Source organism: Variovorax sp. V35, assembly GCF_041154465.1.
GTDB lineage: Bacteria > Pseudomonadota > Gammaproteobacteria > Burkholderiales > Burkholderiaceae_C > Variovorax > Variovorax boronicumulans.
Genome location: NZ_AP028666.1, coordinates 4,167,119 through 4,188,719, shown reverse-complemented (window position 1 = coordinate 4,188,719; position 21,601 = coordinate 4,167,119). Strand labels below are relative to the sequence as shown.

The following is a 21,601-nucleotide window of genomic DNA, read 5'->3' as shown; positions in this document are numbered from 1 at the left end:
TGAATCGCACATGACTGCCACCATCGACAAAACCGCCACGCCCGATGCCGCCGAAGGCGCGCCCAGCGAGCACTACGCGCGGCTGCTCCAGGGCATGGCGCATGCCGTGGCGGCCAAGGGCTACGCCGACACCACCATCGCCGACATCGTGCGCGAGGCCGCCGTGTCGCGGCGCACGTTCTACGAGCACTTCAGCACCAAGACCGAGTGCCTGATCGCGCTGTACGAAACGGCCAGCCGGCTCGGCCTGCAGGCCGTGAGCGAGGCCTTCGACCCGGCCCAGCCCTGGCACACGCAGGTGGAGCAGGCGATGACCGCCTACATGGACTACCTCGCCCAAGACCCGGTGCTGCTGCGCACGCTGTTCGTCGAGATCCTCGGGCTGGGCCTGCCGGGCCTGGCGGCGCGGCGGCGCGTGAACGGCGAGATCGCCAACTTCATCCAGGTGGCGATCAACAGCAGCGACTCAGGCGAGGTGCCCGCAGCACACATGAGCAGCCAGATGGCGATGACGGTGGTGGGCGGCATCAACGAACTGGTGCTGCAGGCCATCGAGCAGGACCGCGTGGGCGACCTGCGCGAGCTGGTGGCGCCCGCCACGCGGCTGGTGCGCGCCGTGGCGGCGGACAGCCGGCGCTAGTCGCGCTCGTTCTGGCGCGGCGTGGCCGCAGCCCACAGCACGAGCAGTCCCACCACCACCATCGCCGCCAGCGCGCCGAGGTACGGCAGCACGTCGTGCAGCGGCGCCCCCATCTGGTTGAGTCGCAGCGAGGCCTGGATGCCCGCCGTGCTCGGGAACAGCCAGCGCAGCGCCTGCAGCGGCGCGGGCAGGGCCTCGACGGGCCATGAAAAGCCCGAGAGAAAAGCCATCGGCAGCGCCGTGAAGAGCAGCACCTGCAACGCACGCTCGCGGTCGCGGAACCAGCAGCCCAGCAGCAGGCCGAGCACGCAGATCGCGGGCACGTAGAACAGCAGCAGCACCAGCGCGCCGAATGGATTGCCGCCGCGCGGGTAGTCCTGCAGGAAGAACACCCAGCCGAAATAGAACAGGCCGCTCAGCACGCCGAAGCCCGACAGCGCGCCCAGCCGCCCCAGCCACGCACCCATGCCCGCACGCAGCCGACCGGCCTCGGCCCAGGTGCCGGCCAGCATCGCGACGCCCATCAGCAGCGTCTGCTGCAGGATCAGCAGCGCCACCGCCGGCACCACGTAGCTGCCGTAGCCCTCGGTCGGGTTGAACAGCGCCACCAGTTGCGTGTTGAGCGGGCTGCGGCTGCGCGCGGCCTGGACCGCGCTTTGGCCGCCGGCCTGCAGCTTGCGGATCTCGACACCGGCCGACACCGTGCCCACCGCCTCCGAGAAGCCGTACAGCACCGCCTTGTTCAGCAGCGCGTAGGCGCCGTTGCCCTCGATGCTCACCACCGCCGGCGTGCCGCGCAGCACGTTGCGCTTGAGGTCCTGCGGCACCAGGGCGTAGCCTTCGATCTCGCCGCGCCACAGCGCCTGCTGCGCCTCGTGCACGTCGGACGTGACCATGCGCACGTCCAGCCGCGGGCTGGCCATGGCGAAGCGCGCGATCTGCCGCGACAGCCCGCTGTGGTCCTGGTCGACCACCGCCACCGGCACCCGCGTGACGGCCTGCGTGCCGTAGGGCCAGGGGTAGAAGAAGCCGTAAATGATGGGCGCGAGCAGCATGATCAGCAGCACGCCCTTGTCGCGCAGCACGCCGAAGGCGGTGTCGCGCCAGGCGGCGGCGAAGCCCTGGGTGCGCGTGCTCATCAGCGGCCTCCCCACGTCTCGGGCGCCGCGGCCGCACGCACCAGGAGCGTGGCCGACACGGCCAGCAGCACCGCGGTGCCCACCACCATCCACAGCGGCGTGGCGGCCGAGTAGGCCAACGGCGCGCCCATCTGCAGCTGCTCCATCTGCACGCGGATGTAGTGCGTGTAGGGCAGCAGGCCGGCCCACAGCTGTGCGAGCACCGGCATGGCGACCAGCGGAAAGCCCACGCCGCCGAACGCGAAGGCCGGCGCGGTGATGAAGCCGGTGGCCGACAGCGCGGTGCGCAGCGACCGCGTGAGGCTGGCCACGAAGGCGCCGAGCGCGATCGACAGCGCCAGGAACACCATCAGCGCGAACAGCGTCCATCCCACCGAGCCGACCGGGTGCCAGCCGCGGCCTGCCGTGATCCACAGCATGGCGGCCAGGCCCACCGCCGACAGGCTCGCGAACGGCAGCGCCAGCTTGCCCGCCAGCGCGGCCAGCGCCTCGGGCCAGCGCGGCGCGGCGCCGAGCCAGCCGCCCAGGCTGCGGTCGCGCAGCTCGCGGCCCACGGCCCAGGCGCCGGCCGTCATCGCGAGGATGTGCAGCAGCGCCGGAATGAGCGCGGCGCCGAGAAACTGCTCGTAGTCGGTCGAGGTGTTGAACAGCGCCACCATGCTGGCCTTGACCGGGTCCATGCTGACGCGCGCGGCCTTCATCGACTCGCCGCGCTTATTGCGCACCGCGAGCTCGACGCCGGCCGACACCGTGGCGACGGCGGTGCGCACGTCGCGCTGGATCAGGCTCGAGTGCGTGCCCAGCTGCGCGTTGTGCAGCAGCACGACCTGCCCGACGCGGCCCTGCTTGACGTCGCGGCTCAGCTCGCGCGGCAGCTGCACCGCCGCATCGACGGCGCCGCTGGTGAGCGCGCGCTGCATCTCGCCTTCGTCGGCGTACTGCTGCGCCACGCGCAGGCCCGGCGTGGCGTCCAGGAAGCGCACCAGCTGGCGCGAGAGGGCGGAGTGGTCCTGGTCGAGCACGCCGATTGGCAGGCGCTCGGGCAGGCCGGCCGAGAAGATCCACCAGATCAGGAACACCGCGAGCAGCGGCACCCACGAGATCATGGCCAGGTCCCACGGACGCGTGCGCAGCAGCGCGAATTCGCGCCGGGCGCTGGCGGTGGAAAAGCCGCGCAGGCTCATGGCGGGTGCGGCGTCAGTCGACCAGAACGCTCATGCCGGGGCGCGCGCCTTCGATCGGCTTGAGCGGCCGGGCGCGGACCTCGAAGGTGCGCACGTCGAAGCCGGCGCCGCCGCGCGTGGCGCGCCAGGTGGCGAAGTCGGGCAGCACGCCGCTGTAATACACCTTGAAGCGGGCGGTGCGCCGGTCTTCGGGCAGGGCGGGCAGGCGGGCGTCGAATTCCTTGTCGAGCGCGAAGCGGGCCAGCCGGTCTTCGCGCACGTTGAGCACCACCCACTGGTCGTTCAGGTCGACCACCGTGACCACGGCCACGCCCTGCGGCGAGAGCTCGCCGACCTTGGCGAGCACCTTGGCCACCTCGCCGACGACCGGGCTGCGCAGCTCGGTCTCGGCCTTGGCGGCTTCCACCTCGGCGACCACGCCGGCCACCTGCCGTGCCTGCGCGCTGGCGGCGGCCTTGTCTTCGGGGCGGGCGCCGGTGCGCGCCATGTCGTACTGCGCCTTGGCCGCCACGGCGGCGTCGCGCGAGGCCTTCCAGTTGGCCTCGGCCTCGTCGCGCTTCTGGTCGGCCACGAGGCCGTCGCGCGCCAGGCCGTCGACACGGCGGAACGACGTCTGCGCGAGCTGGGCGGCGGTTTCGGCGCGCTGCCACTGCATGCGCGCCATTTCGATCTCCTGCGGGCGGGCGCCGTTCTGCGCCTTGTCGGCCACGGCCTGCGCGGCCTGTTCGGCGGCGGTGGCCTGCGCCAGCTTGGCGCGCACCTCGGGGCTGTCCATGCGCACCAGCAGGGCGCCGGCCTGGATGCGGTCGCCTTCCTTCACCGCCACTTCGGCGATGCGCGCCGTGACCTTGCCGGCCACGTCGGTCTCGCGCGCTTCCATCTGGCCCTGGAACACCTCGGGCGCCGGCTGCGCGGCGCGCCAGAAGCCCCAGACGAGCAGCACCAGCACGAGCAGTGCGGCGGCGATGGCGATCAGTCGGCGGGTCTTGGCACTCATCATGGTCAGTTCACCTTCACGTCGGCGCGCGCGATGTAGTCGGAAAAAGTCTCGGACAGGCCCGCGCTCTCGAGCAGCTGCGCGAGCGCCTGCACGTAGTCGTTGGCGGCCTGCGCGCGTTCGGTCAGCACCTTGGCCTGGTTGGTCTCGGCGTCGATCAGGTCGAGCGTGGTGCTGGTGCCTTCGCGCAGCCCGGCGGTGCGCAGCTTGACCACCTCCTGTGCGAGCTCGACCGAGACCTTCATCTCGAGGTACTGGCGGCGTGCGTTGTCCAGCGCGCGCCAGTTGCGTTCGACCAACAGCGAGATGTCGCTGCGCGCCTGCAGGTCGGTGCGCTCGGCCTGCTCGACCTGCTTGTGCGAGGCGGCCGACAGCGCGTTGCGGTCGACCGAGTCGTACAGCGTCCAGCGCACGCCGAGGCCGGCCACCCAGTCGGCGTTGCCGCTCTTGATCTCGCGCGTGCCGAAGGCGATCACCTGCGGTCGGCGCAGGGCTTCTTCGCCTTCGTGCAGCTGCTCGGCCTGTGCCTTCTTGGCCGCGACCTTGCCCAGGCCCGGATGCCGCGTGAGCGCCGCATCGATGAAGTGGCCGAGCGGTTCGATCGGCGCACTGATGAGAAACAGCGGCGTCTGCGGCGTGACGCTGCCTTCGGCGCGCACCGTGCGCGCCAGGGCCACGCCCGCCAGCGCGGCGTCGTTCTCGGCTTTGCGGGCGTTGCGGCGCGCTTCTTCGTACGCGGCACTGGCCTGCAGCCGCTCGACGCGCGAAATGACGCCGGCCGCGAGCATCTTCTGCGCCGCCGCGTCATGCTGGGCGATGGTGCGCTCGGCCTGCAGGCGCAGCGTGGCCGCGCGCTGTGCGAGCTGGGCGCCGAAGTAGCGCTGCACCAGCAGCGTGTCGACCTCGTGGCCGGCCTGTTCGGCATCGGCCTGGGCCTCACGCGCCTGCGCCGAGACGAAGCCGCGCACCGCGTCGGTCGCGCCGCCCAGGTAGAGCGGCCACACGGCCGACACCGAGGCGTTGGCACCGGTGTCGTGGCGGTTCAGCGTGTAGCTGTTGGGCAGCTGCGGAATCGGCACGCGCGAGACGAAGCTCTGGATCGACGGCGGCAGCGACGAGCCGATCTGGCCGAGCTTCTGGTTGAGCGGATCGAGGTCGAGGTTCAGGTTCGCGTTGTACGCATAGGCCAGCCCCGAGATGCTGACCACCGGCCCGCCCAGGCGCTTGACGCCTTCGCTCTGCAGTTCCTTGGCCTCGACGGCGATGCGCGCGGCGGCCAGCTTGTCGGAGCGTTCGACCATGCGCTGGCGCGCGGCGTCGAAGCTCAGCGCCAGCGTGGAGGTGGTGTCGCCGCGGGCCTGCTGCTGCGCGAAAGCCGCGCCGCCGAGGAAGGCCGGCAACAGCAGCAGGGACGGAAGAAGGGCGAGGCGAGGTCGTGTCATCGGCATCAGGCGGTCTTGTGCAGCAGGGCGTCGAGCTCCTGCTGCAGGATCACGGGAAAGGCGGCCTGCACCGCCCCGGTGGCCAGCGGCCGTGCTTTCTCGAGCAGCTGCGCGGCGCGGCCGGCATCGAGGGTGTCGCCGGAGAGCAGGCTGTCGGCCAGCGTACGCAGCCAGCGCCGCGCCACGGTGCGCAGCGTGCGGACCATGGTTTCCTGCATGCCGATGACCGCTTCGAGCGGCAGGCCCAGCGCGGCCAGCTGTTCTGCGACCTGGCCGAGCGCCGGGCTCAGCACCTGCACCTGGCCGTCGGGCAGTTCGCGCATGAGGCCGGCGCGGGTGGCGCGGCCGAGCAGGGCGGGTGTCATCTGGCCCTGCCACTTGGTGGCCAGCGCCTGGGCCGACACCACCACGGGCGTTTCTTCGGCGAACAGGCTGCCCGACACCGAGCGGGCCACAGCCAGCAGGTCGGGCCAGGTGGAGGCCGGCGCGCGCGTGAAGATGCGGCGGATCGCCTCGATGCCGAAGCCCTGTTCGCGCAGTTCGCGGATCAGCGCCAGGCGCTGGACGTGGTCGGGGCCGTACAGGCCGAGCCGGCCCTGCAGCCGCGGTGGCGGCAGCAGGCCGCCCGTGGTGTAGGCGCGGATGTTGCGCACCGTGACGCCCGTGCGCGCCGCCAGGGCCTCGATGGAGAGGTCCTGCGGGGCCGTGGAATCGGGTGTGGCGGTGGATGCGTTCATGTGACAGTTTCAATGTTACATCGAAAATGTTGCATAAACCAGCCCGGATCGCGCGGTCCGGGCGGGGCATCCTCAGCCCGGCTTGCGCTGCGCCGGGTCGTAGAAGAACTGTTCTTCGGCGATGCGCTCGCCGTCCCAGCGCTGCCAGGCGATCTCTTCCATGCGCATGCGCCCGCCGCCCTTGAACGTGAACTCGAAGATCCAGTGAATGCCGACGTGGTCGCCGTTCACCAGCACCGGCCGCACGCAGGTCGACGCCACCGACTCGGTGCGCGCGAGCACGGCGCTTTCCTGTGCGACCAGCGTGCTGCGTCCGCGCCGCGGCTCGGCCTGGTTTTCGCGCATCGTGGCGTCTTCGGTGTAGAAGTCTTCGATGACCTGGGCATGCGCGCCGCCCTCGACGGCGGCAATGAAGGCTTCGAGCCGGGCGGGCGTGGGCATATCAGGACTTCACTTTCACTTCGACGCGGCGCGCTTCCGAGGCTGGGCCGTCGGCCTGCGACTGCTCGGGCTTGGCGAGTTCGATCTTGTCCTCGGGCGCGCCCGCCGCCTTGATGGCGTCGCGCACGGCCATGGCGCGCTGCTTGGCCAGCTCGGCGTTCTTGGCCGCGTCGCCGCTGGCGTCGTGGTAGCCGCTCACCAGCACGGTGCTGCCGCTCTGTACGGCCTTGATGACATCGGCCAGCGCCTCCTTGGCATTGGGCGCGACCTCGGCGCTGGCGCTCGCGAAGTAGAACTTCACGATGCCGTTCTCGACCTTCACCGCCGCGGCTTCGGTGGCTCCCACGGCCGCCGAGGCGAGGGTGGCGGCCGGCGTGGCCGCCGGTGCCATCGCGGCGGGGGCGGTGGCTGCAGGCGGCGTTTCGACCTTGGTCGGCACGGCCGCGGCCGCATCGCCGGCGTGGAACTTGACCACCAGTGGCACGATCAGCAGCGCCACGATGTTGATGATCTTGATCAGCGGATTCACCGCCGGGCCGGCCGTGTCCTTGTAGGGGTCGCCCACGGTGTCGCCGGTGACGGCCGCCTTGTGCGCCTCGGAGCCCTTGCCGCCGTGGTGGCCGTCTTCGATGTACTTCTTGGCGTTGTCCCACGCACCGCCGCCCGTGCACATCGAGATGGCGACGAACAGGCCCGTGACGATCGTGCCCATCAGCAGGCCGCCGAGCGCCTTCGGTCCGAGCAGCAGGCCGACCAGGATCGGCACCACCACCGGCAGCAGCGAAGGGATCATCATTTCCTTGATGGCCGCGCCGGTCAGCATGCCCACGGCCTTGCCGTACTCGGGCTTGCCGGTGCCTTCCATGATCCCAGGGATCTCGCGGAACTGGCGGCGCACTTCTTCCACCACCGCACCCGCCGCGCGGCCCACGGCCTCCATGGCCATCGCACCGAAGAGGTAGGGGATCAGGCCGCCGATGAACAGACCGACGATCACCATCGGGTCGCTCAGGTTGAAGCTGATGTTCAGCCCGAAGCTCTCGAGCTTGTGGGTGTAGTCCGCGAACAGCACCAGCGAGGCGAGGCCGGCGGAGCCGATGGCGTAGCCCTTGGTCACGGCCTTGGTCGTGTTGCCGACCGCGTCGAGCGGGTCGGTCACGGCGCGCACGCTGTCGGGCAGCTCGCTCATTTCGGCGATGCCGCCGGCGTTGTCGGTGATCGGGCCGTAGGCGTCCAGCGCCACCACGATGCCGGCCATGCTCAGCATCGACGTGGCAGCGACTGCAATGCCGTACAGGCCGGCCAGCGAGTACGAGGCCAGGATCGCGATGCACACGAAGATCACCGGCCAGGCGGTGGAGCGCATCGACACGCCAAGGCCCGCGATGATGTTGGTGCCGTGGCCGGTGGTCGAGGCCTGTGCGATGTGCTGCACGGGCTTGTACTGCGTGCCGGTGTAGTACTCGGTGACCCACACCAGAGCGGCGGTGAGCGCCAGGCCCACGAAGCAGGCGCCGAACAGCTTCAGCTGGCTGCCGCTGGCGGCAATGGCGTTGTCGGGAATGATCCAGCTCGTGACGAACCAGAACGCGATCAGCGACAGGATGCCCGCGACCGCCAGTCCCTTGTAGAGCGCCGGCATCACGTTGACCATGCCCGGCGAGGCCTTCACGAAGAAGCAGCCGATGATCGACGCGATGATCGACACGCCGCCCAGCGCGAGCGGGTACAGCACCGCGTCCAGTGGTGCCGCCGTGACCATCAGCGCGCCCAGCACCATGGTGGCGATGAGCGTCACCGCGTAGGTCTCGAACAGGTCGGCCGCCATGCCGGCGCAGTCGCCGACGTTGTCGCCCACGTTGTCGGCGATCACCGCCGGGTTGCGCGGGTCGTCTTCCGGAATGCCGGCCTCGACCTTGCCCACCAGGTCTGCGCCGACGTCAGCGCCCTTGGTGAAGATGCCGCCGCCCAGGCGCGCAAAGATCGAGATCAGCGAGGAGCCGAAGGCAAAGCCGATCAGCGGATTGAGGATGGCTGCAAGGCTGTGGTCCGCCTTCGGCGCGCTGCCGGCCAGGAACCAGTAGAAGCCCGTCACGCCCAAGAGGCCCAGGCCCACCACCAGCATGCCGGTGATGGCGCCGCCGCGAAATGCCACGTCGAGCGCCGGGCCGATGCCCTTGGTCGCGGCTTGCGCGGTGCGCACGTTGGCGCGCACCGACACGTTCATGCCGATGAAGCCGCAGGCGCCCGAGAGCACCGCGCCGACCACGAAGCCGACGGCCGTGGTCAGGTCGAGGAAGAGGGCGATGAGCACCGCGAGCACCACGCCCACTACCGCGATGGTGGTGTACTGCTTGGCGAGGTAGGCCGAGGCGCCGGCCTGGATGGCCGCGGCGATTTCCTGCATCCGGGCGTTGCCCGGGTCCTTGGCGAGAATCCAACTTCGGGCCCAGAAACCGTAGCCTACGGCCACCAGGCCGCAGACGATGGCAAGAATCAGGGGGGTGTTGCCGCTCATGCTTTGCTTCTCCATTCGTTCGTTGTGACTTGTGGAGACGGACAGCCTGGGCCCTGCGCGCAACGCGTACGGGACCATGTTCTCCGCCGCGTTGCTTCCTCGAAGCTCACTGCACCGGAGGTGCGGAGCCGATTGGCCAACGCTTGCAATTTACAGGCAAAAACACACACGCGTGCGACCGGCCCGTGACACGGAAAGTAAACTCCGGGTTTGTCCCCATCCGTCTCATACTTTTCAACTACTCGAAAAACGTCATGTCCTTCGACAAAGTCTCCCCCGGCAAGAACGTCCCCGACGCCTTCAATGTCGTGATCGAAATCCCGATGAACGCCGACCCGATCAAGTACGAAGTCGACAAGGAATCGGGCGCGATCTTCGTGGACCGCTTCATGACGACGGCCATGTACTACCCGGCCAACTACGGCTACGTGCCGCAGACCCTGTCGGGCGACGGCGACCCGGTCGACGTGCTGGTGATCGCCCCGTACCCGCTGCTGCCGGGCGTGGTCGTGCCCTGCCGCCCCCTGGGCATCCTGATGATGGAAGACGAAGCCGGCGTCGACGGCAAGGTGCTGGCCGTGCCCACCGACAAGGTGCTGCCCATTTACAGCCACTGGAAGTCGGTCGACGACGTGAACCCGATGCGCCTGAAGGCCATCAGCCACTTCTTCGAGCACTACAAGGACCTGGAAGCCGGCAAGTGGGTCAAGGTGCTGGGCTGGGAAGGCATCGACGCCGCCAAGAAGGAAGTTCTTGACGGCATCGCCGCGTACAAGAAGTAATTTTTTCTTTCGCTTGAAAGAGGCGGCCTGGATGCTCCGGGCCGTCAGCCCTGGACCGCATCCCCGGCCAGCCGCATCCATTCGCGGTTGACGCCTCGCGCATGCGCGTTCCAGTGGCGCGCCGCCTGCTGCAGCTCGTTCCAATGGCGCTGCGCACCGGCGGTGTCGCCTTGCTGCGCCAGCCACGCGATGTAGCGGGCGCGCGTTTCCACCGTGTTGTAGGTGCTCAGCGCCGCCTCGAAGGCTTCGCGCGCTTCGGACGTGCGGCCCTCGGCGGCCAGCGCGCGGGCGTTCAGCACGGCGACCTCGTCCTTGCGGTAGTCGTCGCGCGTGGCGCGCAGGTTCTGCAGTGCCTGCGAGGCTTCGCGGGCCGAGGCCGGGCTGCCTTCGGCGACCAGCGCGCTGGCCAGGCCGAACTGCAGCTCGGGGTCGGAGGCGAAGGGGCCTTTCAGCGCGTCGCGGTAGTGCCCGACGGCGTCGGCCGCCTGGCCGCGGTCCAGCGCAGCCTTGGCCAGGCGCAGTTTGTTCTGCGCCGTGGGCGCCAGGTCGTAGGCCTCGGCGGCGGCGCGGTATTCGCGCTCGGGATCGATGAAACCGATGGCCGCGTTCGCCACCTTGCCCGCGGTGCGTTGCATGCGCGAGGCCGGCAGGTACTCGACCACGAAGTACACGATGCTGCCGAGTAGCGGAAAGCTGAAGAGGATGATGAGCCAGTACATCTGCTTGCCGTGGCGCATGGCATGCACGGCGAAGTACAGCGCGATGAGGATGTGCAGTCCCAGTCCGACGAATGGCATCGGTGCTCCCTGTGTGTTGTGTGTGGTTGTTTGAGTGCCGGGCGGCTTTATAGCAGCCCCCGGCGCTCCCGCACCGCTCAGGCCGCCTTGAACGGGCTGCGCTCGCCGAGGTGGTCCATGTAGTTCTCGATGCCGGCGCCTTCGCGCTCGAGGAAACGCTCGACGGCATCGGCGAACGACGGGTGCGCGAGCCAGTGGGCGCTGGTGGTGCGCACCGGCATCAGCGCGCGGGCCATCTTGTGCTCGCCCTGCGCGCCGCCTTCGAAGCGCACCGCGCCGTGCGCGATGCACCAGGCGATGGGCTGGTAGTAGCAGGCCTCGAAGTGCAGGCAGTCGACGCGCTCCAGCGCGCCCCAGTAGCGGCCGTAGGCCACCAGCGGCTGGGCCTCGTCGGTGGAGAGTGCGATCAGGCTGGTCGCGACGGGGCGCCCGTCGCGCTCCGCCACGAACAGCAGCCACGCCTCTGGCAACGTGTCGGCCATGCGCTGGAAGAAATCGCGCGTGAGGTAGGGCGGGTTGCCGTGCTCGCGGTAGGTGCGCTCGTAGCAGCGGTAGAAGAAATCCCAGTCGGCGGCGGCGATGTCGGTGCCGCGCGACCAGCGGAAGCTGACGCCGGCCTCGGCGACCTTGCGGCGCTCCTGACGGATCTTCTTGCGCTTGTCGTGCGAGAGGCTGGCGAGGAAGGCGTCGAAGTTGGTGTAGCCGGGTTCGGTTTCGCCGCCGGGCCGCCCCAAGGCGAAACGCGCCCCCTCGGGGGGCAGCGAGGACACGTCAGTGCCGAGCGTGGGGGCCACGTTCGTCCAGTGGAACTGCACCGTGTGGCGCAGCATCAGCCCGGCTTCGGTGCATGCGGCGATATCCGCGTCGGCGCCGAACAGCAGATGCAAAGACGAAAGTTCCTGTTCCTTGCAGACCGCCACCAGCGCCTGCACCAGCAGCGTGCGGCTTTGCGCGTCGCGTGCCAGCAGCCGGGCGCCGGGCACGGGCGTGAAGGGCGCTGCTACCACGGCCTTCGGGTAGTAGGCGAGCCCATGCTGCTCGTAGGCGTTGGCCCAGGCCCAGTCGAACACGTACTCGCCGTAGGAATGGTCCTTGAGATAGAGCGCGCAGGCGGCTTCGAGCACATCGCCGCGCCACAGCGTGACGAACTGCGGCGTCCATCCGCGCTCGGGCGAGGCGCTGCCGCTGTCGTGCATCGCCGCGAGGTATTCGTGGCGCATGAAGGGCGAGGGCTCGGGCTGCGCGGCGAGCAGGGCGTTCCAGGCTTGCGGGTCGATGTCCGACGGCGACGCCAGAACCCGAATGACATAATCGTTCAAGCCTTTTTTTTCCTTCTGTATGACGCTCAAGCTCGCCATCGCGCAACTCAATTTTGTGGTGGGCGACCTCGTCGGCAATGCGCAGAAGATCGTCGGCGCCGCACGCGAGGCCTACGCGCAAGGCGCGCGCCTTCTGCTGACACCCGAACTCTCGATTGCCGGCTATGCGGCGGAGGACCTGTTCCTCCGTCCCGCCTTCACCGAAGCCTGTGATGATGCCGTGAAAGGCATTGCCGCCGCGCTGGCCGACCTCAAAGACATGGTCGTGGTGGTGGGGCATCCCAGCGGCGGCAGCCTGCGCAGCCGATCTGTGGCCGTGCAGTTGCGCCACAACGCGGCCAGCGTGCTCAAGGAAGGCCGCATCCTCGAAACCTACGCCAAGCGCGAACTGCCGAACTACCAGGTGTTCGACGAGCGCCGCTACTTCACGCCGGGGCAGGGCACCTGCGTGTTCGAGGCGGGCGGCGTGTCGGTGGGCCTGCTGATCTGCGAGGACGCCTGGTTCGATGCGCCGGCCGAGCTGGCGCGCGCTGGCGGCGCCGAGGTGCTGGCGGTGATCAACGCCTCGCCGTACCACGTCGGCAAGGAAGGCGAGCGCGTGGCGCGCATGGCCGACCGCGCACGCGCCGTGGGCCTGCCGCTGGTCTACGCGCACCTGGTGGGCGGGCAGGACGAGGTGGTGTTCGACGGCGCCTCGTTCGCGCTGCAGGCCGACGGCGCGCTGGCCGCGCAGGCCGAGAGCTTTCGCGAGCGGCTGGTCTTCATGGAGCTCGCGCGCGGGGCGCAGGGCGGCGTCGCCGTCGTGGCCGATCCGTCGGCCATCGCCGCGCCGCGCGACGCCGAGGCGCAGCTGTGGGACGCGCTGGTGCTCGGTGTGCGCGACTACGTCGGCAAGAACGGTTTTCCGGGCGCGATCCTGGGGCTGTCGGGCGGCATCGACTCGGCGCTGGTGCTCGCGATCGCGGTGGACGCGCTGGGCAAGGACAAGGTCCGCGCGGTGATGATGCCGTCGCCCTACACGGCCGACATCAGCTGGATCGACGCGCGGGACATGGCCGGCCGGCTGGGCGTGCGCTACGACGAGATTTCGATCAAGCACACCTTCGAGTCCTTCAAGGCCGCGCTGGCCGGGGAGTTCGCGGGCCGGCCGGAAGACACGGCCGAGGAGAACATCCAGGCCCGCATCCGCGGCACGCTGCTGATGGGGCTGTCGAACAAGTTCGGCGCCATCGTGCTGACCACCGGCAACAAGAGCGAGATGGCCACCGGCTACTGCACGCTCTACGGCGACATGGCGGGCGGCTTTGCGGTCATCAAGGACTTGCTCAAGACCACTGTGTTCGCGCTGGCGCGCTGGCGCAATGCCCACGACCCGTACGGCACCGGCGCGGCGCCGATTCCCGAGCGCATCATCACGCGCCCCCCGAGCGCCGAGCTGCGCCCCGACCAGACCGACCAGGACAGCCTGCCGCCCTACGACGTGCTGGACGGCATCCTGGCACGCTACATGCAGGACGATGAAGGCATCGACGAGATCATTGCCGCGGGCTACGACCGCGCGGTGGTCGAGCGGGTTGCGCGGCTCATCAGGATCAACGAATACAAGCGGCGCCAGGCGCCCGTAGGCATCCGGGTCACCCACCGAAGCTTCGGCAAGGATTGGCGTTACCCTATCACCAGCAAGTTCAACGAAACCGCCGGAGCACAAAAACCATGAAGCAGATCACCGCCATCGTCAAACCCTTCAAGCTCGAGGACGTGCGCGAAGCCCTCGCCGAGGTGGGTGTCACCGGCCTCACGGTGACCGAGGTCAAGGGTTTCGGCCGCCAGAAGGGCCACACCGAGCTGTACCGCGGCGCCGAGTACGTGGTCGACTTCCTGCCCAAGATGAAGGTCGAAGTGGTCGTCAACGAGAGCGACGTGGAGCGCTGCATCGAGGCCATCGTGAGCTCGGCGCGCACCGGCAAGATCGGCGACGGCAAGATCTTCGTGACCGAGGTGGAGCGCATCGTGCGCATCCGCACCGGCGAAGAAAACGAAAACGCAGTTTAAAAGCTCGCCCCCAGGCTGCGCGCACTTCGTGTCGCTACGCCAACCCCCTACCGGGGGCAACACCTGCGGCCCGGCAAAGCCGGTTCCGCGGTGTTCGCTGGAAGGGGCTCCAGCGGCCTTTGGGGCTCAGAGGTTTTCTGACAATTTGTCGTCGCGGGGGTGCAGGGGGACTTCGGCGCGCAGTGCGGTCAGCAGTTCGGGCACGTCGGTGCCGGTGCGCACCAGGTCCATCTGCCATTCGCCCATGAAGCCCTCGCGCACGCTGTGCGCCAGGAAGCCCAGCAGGCCGTCGTAGTAGCCGGCGGTGTTGAGGATGCCGGTCGGCTTGTCGTGGTAGCCGAGCTGGCGCCAGGTCCAGATCTCGAACAGTTCTTCGAAGGTGCCGATGCCGCCCGCCATCGCGAGGAAGGCGTCGGCGCGCTCGCCCATCATGGCCTTGCGCTCGTGCATGGTGTCGACCACGTGCAGCTCGTCGCACAGGGGATTGGCCAGTTCCTTGTCGACCAGGGCCTTGGGGATGATGCCGACGACGCGGCCGCCGGCCTGGCGGGTGGCCTCGGCCACCGTGCCCATCAGGCCTGTGCGGCCACCGCCGTAGACGAGCTGGCCGCCGTGGCTGCCGATCCACTGGCCCACGGCTTGGGCGGCCTGGGAAAACTCGGGGCGCTCGCCGGGGCGCGAGCCGCAATACACGCAAATCGAAAATTCAGGAGTCATCCTGCGATCATGCCGCAGGCGGCGGACCCGCTCATGACACGAAGCGTTGCCACAGGGCCGCGGCCCAGATGCCGCCGCACAGCGTGAGCGACAGCAGGACAGCGGCGCTGCCCATGTCCTTCGCGCGCTTGGAGAGGTCGTGCCATTCGGGGCCGATGCGGTCGATGGCGGCTTCCACCGCCGTGTTGAGCAGCTCCACGATCATCACCAGGATGGCACTGCCGGCGAGCAGTGCCACCTCGACCCAGCTGCGCCCGAGCCAGAAGGCGGCCGGGATCATCAGCATCGACAAGATGGCTTCCTGGCGGAACGCCGGCTCGCTCCAGCCGGCGCGCAGGCCGTGCAGCGAGATCAGGGTGGCATGCCAGACGCGCTCGAAGCCCTTGCGGGCCTTCTGCGGGTTCACGGCGGGGTCGGGCAGGGCACTCATTGGCGGCTCATCGGCTTGGAGGTGATGAGCCGCGTACCGGCCCAGGCGTCGTGCCAGAACTGGCGCTCGGGGTGAAAACGGGCCAGCAGCGCCCAGATGGCGACCCAGCCGAAGATCAGGACGGTCGACTCGCCGCCCGACAGCTTGAACGGGGCGATGGCGGCCAGCGGCGGCAGGAACCAGACCCAGCTCAGCAGGTAGCGCGCGAGTGCGCGGCCCTGGCTGACGGGACTGCCGTGGCGGTCGACGATGCGGATGTTCCAGGTCTTCATGGCCAGCGTCTGGCCCTTGGCCCAGAACCAGACGAAGTAGACGCCGAACACCACGAAGAGGAAGGCCTGCAGCAGGTGCCGCCGTTCGTCCATGGCGTCGCGCATCTGGCCCAGCGTGCTGAACAGCCAGCCGGACACGAACACGACCGCGAACAGCAGCATGCCCTCATAGAGCCAGCAGGCCATGCGCCGCCACAGGCCAGGCACCGCGGGAGCGTTGGGGGTGGATAAAGAGGGCGAGGCCGATTGGCCGGGTCCCGAGGCCTCGGGCGAACTGGAAACCATCGAAACCTTCGGTCAGGGGGCGGAGGACGAGGCCGCAGGCGCCGTGGCCGCGGACGGCGCTGGCACCTGGGCCTCGGCGGGCACCGGCGGCGGCGTGAGGCTGCTCGGCGCCGACGCCGCCGGGGCGACCACGGTGCTGGCCTGCACTGCGGGGCGTTCCGCGGCGGCAGGGGGCGTCGCCGGCGAACTCACCACGATGGCCGCCGGCGGCAGCACGGGCGTGGGCGGCGTGGCCGGCACGATCCGGGGCGTGTGCTGCCCGGGCGGCGTGACGGCCGGCACGGGCACGAGCTTCTGCGACGAGACCGGGCGCACCGGCAGGGCGGCGCCGCGGGGCTTGGGCGGGGCACTCTCGGCGAGCTTGCGTTTTTCTTCTTCGCTCAGCGCCTGGTACTGCTCCCACTTGAGCTTGCGCTCGTCGGCAGGCAAGCGCTTGACCTCGGCGAAGTTCAGGCGGGCCTGGGCGCGCTGCTGGTTGCTCAGCGCCGCCCATTCGATCATGCGGCTGTGCAGCGTGACCTGGTCGTCGGCGGGCATGTTCGCGTAGTTGCGCGACAAGGCCAGCCACTTGCGCTTTTGGCCGGCGTTCAGCGTGTTCCAGTGCGAAGCCAGCGGCTTCAGGGCGTGCTGCTGCTCGTTGCTCAGTTCGTTCCACAGGGGCTTGGTCGTGGCAACGGCCTTGGGGCTTGCCGCGCCATTGGTGGCTGCGGCGTGCGTGGCGGGCTTGGCGGGCTTGGCGGTTTCGGGCAGCGTCTGTGCATCGGCCAGCGTCAGGCCGAAGGCAGCGGCTGCCAGCGCACCCGCCCAAACGACGGCGCCCGCCGGGAGCGGGCGCAACGGAAGCAGGGCTTTCGCACGGGAAACGGAGCGGCGTCGCATTCGGTCGGGCAAGGTGTTCAGTCGGAGGCGCTGTCGGACTTCAGGAATTGGGCGAAGCCGGGATCGGTGTAGGCGGCGGGCGGCAGGTCGCCCGTCAACAGGGCCGAGTCGACCTCGGCGAGTTCGCTGGCGCGGTCGTCGTCCTGCAGCACGCTGATGGTGATCAGGCCGGCCACCAGGGCGATGAGAGGTACCACGGAACCGATGCGCGTCCACCAGCTGCCGCCCAGCGTGACCGTGTGGCCCGACTGGACCGCGACGGGCGCCGTGCGCAGCTGCGGCGCCTGCTTGCGCGCGGCCACGGCCTGCGAACGGGCAACGCGCAGACGCTCGCTGATGTCGTGCGGCAACGCTTGATTGCCGTCCGACAGCCGGGCCGCCAGCCGTTGGCCGAAGCGGTCTTCTGCTGCGCTGGATTGAGAGGTTGGAACCTTAGTGTTCATAGCGATATTCCCTTGGCCTTGAGCGCCTTGCTCAGAGCGTGGACAGCTCGCGAACAATGGGTTTTGACGCTGCCCTCGGAGCAGCCCATTGCGGCGGCCGTCTCTGCGACGTCCATTTCCTCCCAGTAACGCATCAGGAAAGCCTCGCGTTGACGGCCGGGCAAAGCCGCGATCTGTTCTTCGATTTCGTGAAAGACCTGGCTGCGGCGGGTGGTGTCTTCGGCGCTCTCCGATTCTCTGGAGTCGGTTGGCGAGACGAAGTTCTCCAGCAGGTCGAAATCTTCGCCGTTGTCGGCCGGTTCGAAGTCGCTCAGGTTGGAAAAAAGGGCGCGGCGGGTCTTCTGGCGGCGGAACCAGTCGAGCGTGCAGTTCGACAGGATGCGCTGGAACAGCATCGGCAGTTCCTCGGCAGGCTTGTCGCCGTAGTGCTGGGCCAGCTTCATCATGCTGTCCTGCACGATGTCCAAGGCCGCTTCTTCGTCCCGCACGTGATAGACCGAGCGCTTGAAGGCCCGTCGTTCGACGTTTTTCAGGAAGTCGGAGAGTTCGTGTTCAGTAGCCAAATGAGAGGGGGCGGCGGGACGCGCCGCGTGGGGAGGATGTTTGGCGAACGCTCATGTTTTTATGCCGCGGATTATGCCTTTGTGCCAAGACAGGGCACCTGAAGCGAGTCTGAACGCGCCGGTAGTGTCATAATCCGCCTTGCAAGTCAAAAGGCAAACGGGTCACGGTCCGGCGGAACATCAGTCCGCTCATGGCTTTGGCCTCAAGTCCTGGCGCGGCCCCACAAGGGCTGGCAAGGGGCACCCAAGGTTTTTCGTTCCCGAAAAAACACAAAGGTTGATCATGGAAATCTCGAAGGCGGAACTCGCTTCCGCAGCAGCCGCGTCCTCTAGCGCCGGCAACACCACGCAAGAACTCATGGGCGCTGAAGTGCTGGTCAAGGCACTGCAGGCCGAAGGCGTCCAGTACATCTGGGGCTACCCGGGCGGCGCGGTTCTCTACATCTACGACGCGTTCTACAAGCAGGACACCATCCAGCACGTGCTGGTGCGCCACGAACAGGCCGCCGTCCACGCAGCCGACGGCTATGCGCGCGCCACCGGCGAAGTCGGCGTGGCACTGGTCACTTCCGGTCCCGGCCTGACCAATGCGGTCACCGGCATCGCGACGGCGTACATGGACTCGATCCCGATGGTGATCATTTCCGGCCAGGTGCCGACGGCCGCCATCGGCCTCGACGCCTTCCAGGAATGCGACACGGTCGGCATCACGCGCCCCATCGTCAAGCACAACTTCCTCGTCAAGGATCCGAAGGACCTGGCCATGACGATGAAGAAGGCCTTCCACATCGCACGCAGCGGCCGTCCCGGCCCCGTGGTGGTGGATGTGCCGAAGGACGTTTCCTTCAAGAAGATTCCGTACAGCGGCTATCCCGACAAGGTCGAGATGCGCTCGTACAACCCGGTGCGCAAGGGCCACGGCGGTCAGATCCGCAAGGCGCTGCAACTGCTGCTGGCGGCCAAGCGCCCCTACATCTACACCGGCGGCGGCGTGCTCCTGGGCAACGCCACGAACGAGCTGCGCACGCTGGTCGACATGCTGGGGTACCCCGTCACGAACACGCTGATGGGCTTGGGCGCCTATCCGGCGAGCGACCGCAAGTTCCTGGGCATGCTGGGCATGCACGGCACCATCGAAGCCAACAACGCGATGCAGAACTGCGACGTGCTGCTGGCCGTGGGGGCGCGCTTCGACGACCGCGTGATCGGCAATCCGAAGCACTTCGCGCAGAACGAACGCAAGATCATCCACGTCGACATCGACCCGTCGAGCATCTCCAAGCGCGTGAAGGTCGACATCCCGATCGTCGGCGACGTGAAGGACGTGCTTACCGAGCTGATCTCGATGATCCGCGAGAGCACGACCAAGCCCGATGCCGGCGCGCTGGCCGACTGGTGGAAGACCATCGAAGGCTGGCGCTCGCGCGACTGCCTCAAGTACGACCGCGACAACAAGGACGTGATCAAGCCGCAGTTCGTGGTCGAGACCCTCTGGAACATGACCAAGGACGCCGACACGTACATCACGTCGGACGTCGGCCAGCACCAGATGTGGGCCGCCCAGTACTACCGCTTCGACGAGCCGCGCCGCTGGATCAATTCGGGCGGCCTGGGCACCATGGGTGTGGGCATTCCCTACGCCATGGGCATCAAGCTCGCCAAGCCCGACTCGGAAGTGTTCACCATCACCGGCGAAGGCTCGGTGCAGATGTGCATCCAGGAGCTCTCCACCTGTTTGCAATACAACACGCCGATCAAGATCTGCTCGCTCAACAATCGCTACCTGGGCATGGTGCGCCAGTGGCAGGAGATCGAATACTCCGGCCGCTACAGCCACAGCTACATGGACGCGCTGCCCAACTTCGTGAAGCTCGCCGAGGCCTATGGCCACGTCGGCATGCTGATCGAGCGTCCACAAGACGTGGAGCCGGCGCTGCGCGAAGCGCGCAAGCTCAAGGACCGCACGGTGTTCATGGATTTCCGTACCGACCCCACCGAGAACGTGTTCCCGATGGTCAAGGCCGGCATGGGCATCACCGAGATGCTGCTGGGTTCCGAAGATCTCTGATCCGGAACATTCGTTCGTTCAACCTTTACTGACGAATCTATTGCCCGCCAAGCCCGCGCATTACCGTGCACGGGGGAGGGCGGCGAAAGCGAAAGCTTCCGCGTAGGCGAAAAGAGGAGTCACGCCAACATGAAACACATCATTGCAGTACTGCTGGAAAACGAGCCGGGTGCTCTTTCCCGCGTGGTGGGCCTGTTCTCGGCCCGTGGCTACAACATCGAATCGCTGACCGTCGCGCCGACCGAGGACGCAAGCCTCTCGCGCATGACCATCGTCACCAACGGCTCGGACGACGTGATCGAGCAGATCACCAAGCACCTGAACCGTCTCATCGAGGTCGTGAAGGTGGTCGACCTGACCGAAGGCGCCTACACCGAGCGCGAGCTCATGATGGTGAAGGTGCGTGCGGTGGGCAAGGAACGCGAGGAAATGATGCGCATGGCGGAAATCTTCCGTGGCCGCATCATCGACGTGACCGACAAGAGCTACACCATCGAGCTGACTGGCGACCACGGCAAGAACGACGCTTTCCTGGAAGCGATCGACCGCGGCGCCATCCTCGAGACGGTGCGCACCGGCGCCAGCGGCATCGGGCGCGGCGAACGCATCCTGCGGGTCTGACACCATGATTCGGAGCTCAGTCGCTGCCCGTTCGGGCTGAGCTTGTCGAAGCCTCCGCGCGAGCGGGGACTGCATTGAGCCCTTCGACAGGCTCAGGACGAACGGCACAACAACACACTGCAACTCGCTTATCTATCTGGAGAACATCATGAAGGTTTATTACGACAAGGACGCGGACCTCAGCCTGATCAAGGGCAAGACGGTTGCCATCATCGGCTACGGCTCGCAGGGTCACGCACATGCGCAGAACCTGAACGACAGCGGCGTCAAGGTCGTGGTCGGCCTGCGCAAGGGCGGCGCTTCGTGGGACAAGGTCGGCAAGGCCGGCCTGCAGGTCGCTGAAGTCGCTGACGCCGTGAAGTCGGCCGACGTCGTCATGATCCTGCTGCCCGATGAGCAGATCGCCGCCGTCTACAAGAACGACGTGGCCCCGAACATCAAGGAAGGCGCTTCGCTCGTCTTCGCGCACGGCTTCAACGTGCACTACGGTTTCGTGCAGCCGCGCGCCGACCTCGACGTGTGGATGGTCGCTCCCAAGGCTCCGGGTCACACCGTGCGCGGCACGTACACGCAAGGTGGCGGCGTGCCGCACCTGATCGCGGTGCACCAGGACAAGAGCGGCAAGGCGCGTGACCTCGCGCTGAGCTACGCCACCGCCAACGGCGGCGGCAAGGCCGGCATCATCGAGACCAACTTCCGCGAAGAAACCGAGACCGACCTGTTCGGCGAGCAAGCGGTTCTGTGCGGCGGCACGGTCGAGCTGATCAAGGCTGGTTTCGAAACGCTGGTGGAAGCCGGCTACGCGCCCGAAATGGCGTACTTCGAATGCCTGCACGAGCTGAAGCTGATCGTCGACCTGATCTACGAAGGCGGCATCGCCAACATGAACTACTCGATCTCGAACAACGCCGAATACGGCGAGTACGTCACGGGCCCGCGCATCGTGACCGACGAGACCAAGAAGGCCATGAAGAAGGTCCTGCAGGACATCCAGACCGGCGAATACGCCAAGAGCTTCGTGCTCGAAGCCGCTGCCGGCCAGCCGGTGCTGATCAGCCGCCGTCGCCTGAACGCTGAGCATCAGATCGAAGTCGTCGGCGAAAAGCTGCGCGCGATGATGCCCTGGATCAAGAAGAACAAGCTGGTCGACCAGACCCGGAACTAAAGCCCCCCGGCTTTTCACTCCGCTTCGCTGCGTGTAATTTGCCACCCCCCGAGGGGGAGGCGCGGCTCGCCTTGGGGCGGCCCGGCGGCGGCCGCCTCGGCTGCCTTTGA

At 68.1% G+C, this 21,601-nt stretch carries 22 protein-coding genes; 7 read left to right on the top strand and 15 right to left on the bottom strand.

Going from position 1 to position 21,601, the window contains the following annotated elements; all coding sequences use genetic code 11:
• Positions 1 to 10: 10 nt before the first annotated feature.
• A complete protein-coding gene (locus ACAM42_RS19450) occupies positions 11 to 640 on the top strand; it encodes a TetR/AcrR family transcriptional regulator (protein WP_062473073.1) in 630 nt (209 codons plus the stop codon).
• Here ACAM42_RS19450 and ACAM42_RS19445 read toward each other — a convergent pair.
• The 7 genes from ACAM42_RS19445 to ACAM42_RS19415 form a co-directional block, all read right to left on the bottom strand.
• Positions 637 to 1,779, bottom strand: a complete 1,143-nt coding sequence (locus ACAM42_RS19445) for an ABC transporter permease (protein ID WP_369629072.1) — start codon at positions 1,777 to 1,779, stop codon at positions 637 to 639. The genes ACAM42_RS19450 and ACAM42_RS19445 overlap by 4 nt on opposite strands.
• The gene (locus ACAM42_RS19440) at positions 1,779 to 2,963 is read right to left on the bottom strand and encodes an ABC transporter permease (RefSeq protein WP_369629071.1); all 1,185 of its coding nucleotides are present in this window, start codon (positions 2,961 to 2,963) and stop codon (positions 1,779 to 1,781) included. The genes ACAM42_RS19445 and ACAM42_RS19440 overlap by 1 nt, the downstream gene beginning before the upstream one ends.
• Positions 2,964 to 2,976: 13 nt before the next feature.
• On the bottom strand, positions 2,977 to 3,960 hold the full coding sequence (locus ACAM42_RS19435; protein WP_369629070.1) for an HlyD family secretion protein: 984 nt from the start codon (positions 3,958 to 3,960) through the stop codon (positions 2,977 to 2,979).
• A gap of 5 nt (positions 3,961 to 3,965) precedes the next feature.
• Entirely contained in the window at positions 3,966 to 5,402 is a 1,437-nt protein-coding gene (locus ACAM42_RS19430) for a TolC family protein (protein ID WP_223301332.1), read from the bottom strand.
• A gap of 5 nt (positions 5,403 to 5,407) precedes the next feature.
• The gene (locus ACAM42_RS19425; RefSeq protein ID WP_070060925.1) at positions 5,408 to 6,139 is read right to left on the bottom strand and encodes a MerR family transcriptional regulator; all 732 of its coding nucleotides are present in this window, start codon (positions 6,137 to 6,139) and stop codon (positions 5,408 to 5,410) included.
• A gap of 72 nt (positions 6,140 to 6,211) precedes the next feature.
• On the bottom strand, positions 6,212 to 6,580 hold the full coding sequence (locus ACAM42_RS19420; protein ID WP_062481424.1) for a nuclear transport factor 2 family protein: 369 nt from the start codon (positions 6,578 to 6,580) through the stop codon (positions 6,212 to 6,214).
• 1 nt (position 6,581) lies between these two features.
• Positions 6,582 to 9,098, bottom strand: a complete 2,517-nt coding sequence (locus ACAM42_RS19415; RefSeq protein ID WP_369629069.1) for a sodium-translocating pyrophosphatase — start codon at positions 9,096 to 9,098, stop codon at positions 6,582 to 6,584.
• 254 nt (positions 9,099 to 9,352) lie between these two features.
• Between ACAM42_RS19415 and ppa the strand changes: the two genes are divergently transcribed.
• Positions 9,353 to 9,880 carry an inorganic diphosphatase gene (gene ppa / locus ACAM42_RS19410; protein ID WP_007834256.1) on the top strand — a complete coding sequence of 176 codons (528 nt, stop codon included), beginning with the start codon at positions 9,353 to 9,355 and terminating at the stop codon, positions 9,878 to 9,880.
• 44 nt (positions 9,881 to 9,924) lie between these two features.
• On the opposite strand, the gene ACAM42_RS19405 is transcribed toward ppa, so the two are convergent.
• Positions 9,925 to 10,677 carry a hypothetical protein gene (locus ACAM42_RS19405; protein ID WP_369629068.1) on the bottom strand — a complete coding sequence of 251 codons (753 nt, stop codon included), beginning with the start codon at positions 10,675 to 10,677 and terminating at the stop codon, positions 9,925 to 9,927.
• 77 nt (positions 10,678 to 10,754) lie between these two features.
• A complete protein-coding gene (locus tag ACAM42_RS19400) occupies positions 10,755 to 11,996 on the bottom strand; it encodes a GNAT family N-acetyltransferase (RefSeq protein WP_369629067.1) in 1,242 nt (413 codons plus the stop codon).
• Positions 11,997 to 12,015: 19 nt separating this feature from the next.
• On the opposite strand from ACAM42_RS19400, the gene ACAM42_RS19395 reads away from it, so the two are divergent.
• Together ACAM42_RS19395 and ACAM42_RS19390 are read left to right on the top strand one after the other, a co-directional pair.
• Positions 12,016 to 13,713, top strand: coding sequence for an NAD+ synthase (locus ACAM42_RS19395; protein ID WP_062481432.1), 1,698 nt, complete (start codon positions 12,016 to 12,018; stop codon positions 13,711 to 13,713).
• On the top strand, positions 13,710 to 14,048 hold the full coding sequence (locus ACAM42_RS19390) for a P-II family nitrogen regulator (RefSeq protein WP_056580191.1): 339 nt from the start codon (positions 13,710 to 13,712) through the stop codon (positions 14,046 to 14,048). Before ACAM42_RS19395 ends, ACAM42_RS19390 begins: the two co-directional genes overlap by 4 nt.
• A 126-nt stretch (positions 14,049 to 14,174) precedes the next feature.
• Here ACAM42_RS19390 and ACAM42_RS19385 read toward each other — a convergent pair whose 3' ends face one another.
• The 6 genes from ACAM42_RS19385 to ACAM42_RS19360 are packed head-to-tail and all read right to left on the bottom strand — an operon-like array spanning position 14,175 to position 17,637.
• Positions 14,175 to 14,765: a TIGR00730 family Rossman fold protein gene (locus ACAM42_RS19385; RefSeq protein WP_369629066.1), complete on the bottom strand. Its 591-nt coding sequence runs from the start codon at positions 14,763 to 14,765 to the stop codon at positions 14,175 to 14,177.
• A gap of 31 nt (positions 14,766 to 14,796) precedes the next feature.
• Complete coding sequence (locus ACAM42_RS19380; RefSeq protein WP_062481435.1) at positions 14,797 to 15,195, bottom strand: diacylglycerol kinase; 399 nt, start codon at positions 15,193 to 15,195, stop codon at positions 14,797 to 14,799.
• The gene (locus ACAM42_RS19375) at positions 15,192 to 15,752 is read right to left on the bottom strand and encodes an RDD family protein (RefSeq protein WP_369629065.1); all 561 of its coding nucleotides are present in this window, start codon (positions 15,750 to 15,752) and stop codon (positions 15,192 to 15,194) included. The genes ACAM42_RS19380 and ACAM42_RS19375 overlap by 4 nt, the downstream gene beginning before the upstream one ends.
• Positions 15,753 to 15,764: 12 nt before the next feature.
• Positions 15,765 to 16,589 carry a DUF3106 domain-containing protein gene (locus tag ACAM42_RS19370; RefSeq protein ID WP_369629064.1) on the bottom strand — a complete coding sequence of 275 codons (825 nt, stop codon included), beginning with the start codon at positions 16,587 to 16,589 and terminating at the stop codon, positions 15,765 to 15,767.
• 59 nt (positions 16,590 to 16,648) lie between these two features.
• On the bottom strand, positions 16,649 to 17,074 hold the full coding sequence (locus ACAM42_RS19365; RefSeq protein ID WP_062478060.1) for a DUF3619 family protein: 426 nt from the start codon (positions 17,072 to 17,074) through the stop codon (positions 16,649 to 16,651).
• On the bottom strand, positions 17,071 to 17,637 hold the full coding sequence (locus tag ACAM42_RS19360; protein WP_062478063.1) for an RNA polymerase sigma factor: 567 nt from the start codon (positions 17,635 to 17,637) through the stop codon (positions 17,071 to 17,073). Before ACAM42_RS19360 ends, ACAM42_RS19365 begins: the two co-directional genes overlap by 4 nt.
• Before the next feature lie 283 nt (positions 17,638 to 17,920).
• Here ACAM42_RS19360 and ACAM42_RS19355 point away from each other — a divergent pair, with 283 nt between their 5' ends.
• The 3 genes from ACAM42_RS19355 to ilvC all read left to right on the top strand — a co-directional run bounded on the left by ACAM42_RS19355 (position 17,921) and on the right by ilvC (position 21,491).
• A complete protein-coding gene (locus ACAM42_RS19355; protein WP_369629063.1) occupies positions 17,921 to 19,705 on the top strand; it encodes an acetolactate synthase 3 catalytic subunit in 1,785 nt (594 codons plus the stop codon).
• Positions 19,706 to 19,834: 129 nt separating this feature from the next.
• On the top strand, positions 19,835 to 20,326 hold the full coding sequence (gene ilvN, locus ACAM42_RS19350) for an acetolactate synthase small subunit (protein WP_062478068.1): 492 nt from the start codon (positions 19,835 to 19,837) through the stop codon (positions 20,324 to 20,326).
• 148 nt (positions 20,327 to 20,474) lie between these two features.
• Positions 20,475 to 21,491 carry a ketol-acid reductoisomerase gene (gene ilvC / locus ACAM42_RS19345; RefSeq protein WP_062478069.1) on the top strand — a complete coding sequence of 339 codons (1,017 nt, stop codon included), beginning with the start codon at positions 20,475 to 20,477 and terminating at the stop codon, positions 21,489 to 21,491.
• Positions 21,492 to 21,601: the final 110 nt, after the last annotated feature.

What these genes read in the sequence shown, in the direction of transcription:
- ACAM42_RS19450 (WP_062473073.1), top strand. Translation starts at nt 11, where the DNA reads ATGACTGCCACCATCGACAAAACCGCCACGCCCGATGCCGCCGAAGGC.
- ACAM42_RS19445 (WP_369629072.1), bottom strand. Translation starts at nt 1,779, where the DNA reads ATGAGCACGCGCACCCAGGGCTTCGCCGCCGCCTGGCGCGACACCGCC.
- ACAM42_RS19440 (WP_369629071.1), bottom strand. Translation starts at nt 2,963, where the DNA reads ATGAGCCTGCGCGGCTTTTCCACCGCCAGCGCCCGGCGCGAATTCGCG.
- ACAM42_RS19435 (WP_369629070.1), bottom strand. Translation starts at nt 3,960, where the DNA reads ATGAGTGCCAAGACCCGCCGACTGATCGCCATCGCCGCCGCACTGCTC.
- ACAM42_RS19430 (WP_223301332.1), bottom strand. Translation starts at nt 5,402, where the DNA reads ATGACACGACCTCGCCTCGCCCTTCTTCCGTCCCTGCTGCTGTTGCCG.
- ACAM42_RS19425 (WP_070060925.1), bottom strand. Translation starts at nt 6,139, where the DNA reads ATGAACGCATCCACCGCCACACCCGATTCCACGGCCCCGCAGGACCTC.
- ACAM42_RS19420 (WP_062481424.1), bottom strand. Translation starts at nt 6,580, where the DNA reads ATGCCCACGCCCGCCCGGCTCGAAGCCTTCATTGCCGCCGTCGAGGGC.
- ACAM42_RS19415 (WP_369629069.1), bottom strand. Translation starts at nt 9,098, where the DNA reads ATGAGCGGCAACACCCCCCTGATTCTTGCCATCGTCTGCGGCCTGGTG.
- ppa (WP_007834256.1), top strand. Translation starts at nt 9,353, where the DNA reads ATGTCCTTCGACAAAGTCTCCCCCGGCAAGAACGTCCCCGACGCCTTC.
- ACAM42_RS19405 (WP_369629068.1), bottom strand. Translation starts at nt 10,677, where the DNA reads ATGCCATTCGTCGGACTGGGACTGCACATCCTCATCGCGCTGTACTTC.
- ACAM42_RS19395 (WP_062481432.1), top strand. Translation starts at nt 12,016, where the DNA reads ATGACGCTCAAGCTCGCCATCGCGCAACTCAATTTTGTGGTGGGCGAC.
- ACAM42_RS19390 (WP_056580191.1), top strand. Translation starts at nt 13,710, where the DNA reads ATGAAGCAGATCACCGCCATCGTCAAACCCTTCAAGCTCGAGGACGTG.
- ACAM42_RS19385 (WP_369629066.1), bottom strand. Translation starts at nt 14,765, where the DNA reads ATGACTCCTGAATTTTCGATTTGCGTGTATTGCGGCTCGCGCCCCGGC.
- ACAM42_RS19380 (WP_062481435.1), bottom strand. Translation starts at nt 15,195, where the DNA reads ATGAGTGCCCTGCCCGACCCCGCCGTGAACCCGCAGAAGGCCCGCAAG.
- ACAM42_RS19375 (WP_369629065.1), bottom strand. Translation starts at nt 15,752, where the DNA reads ATGGTTTCCAGTTCGCCCGAGGCCTCGGGACCCGGCCAATCGGCCTCG.
- ACAM42_RS19365 (WP_062478060.1), bottom strand. Translation starts at nt 17,074, where the DNA reads ATGAACACTAAGGTTCCAACCTCTCAATCCAGCGCAGCAGAAGACCGC.
- ACAM42_RS19355 (WP_369629063.1), top strand. Translation starts at nt 17,921, where the DNA reads ATGGAAATCTCGAAGGCGGAACTCGCTTCCGCAGCAGCCGCGTCCTCT.
- ilvN (WP_062478068.1), top strand. Translation starts at nt 19,835, where the DNA reads ATGAAACACATCATTGCAGTACTGCTGGAAAACGAGCCGGGTGCTCTT.
- ilvC (WP_062478069.1), top strand. Translation starts at nt 20,475, where the DNA reads ATGAAGGTTTATTACGACAAGGACGCGGACCTCAGCCTGATCAAGGGC.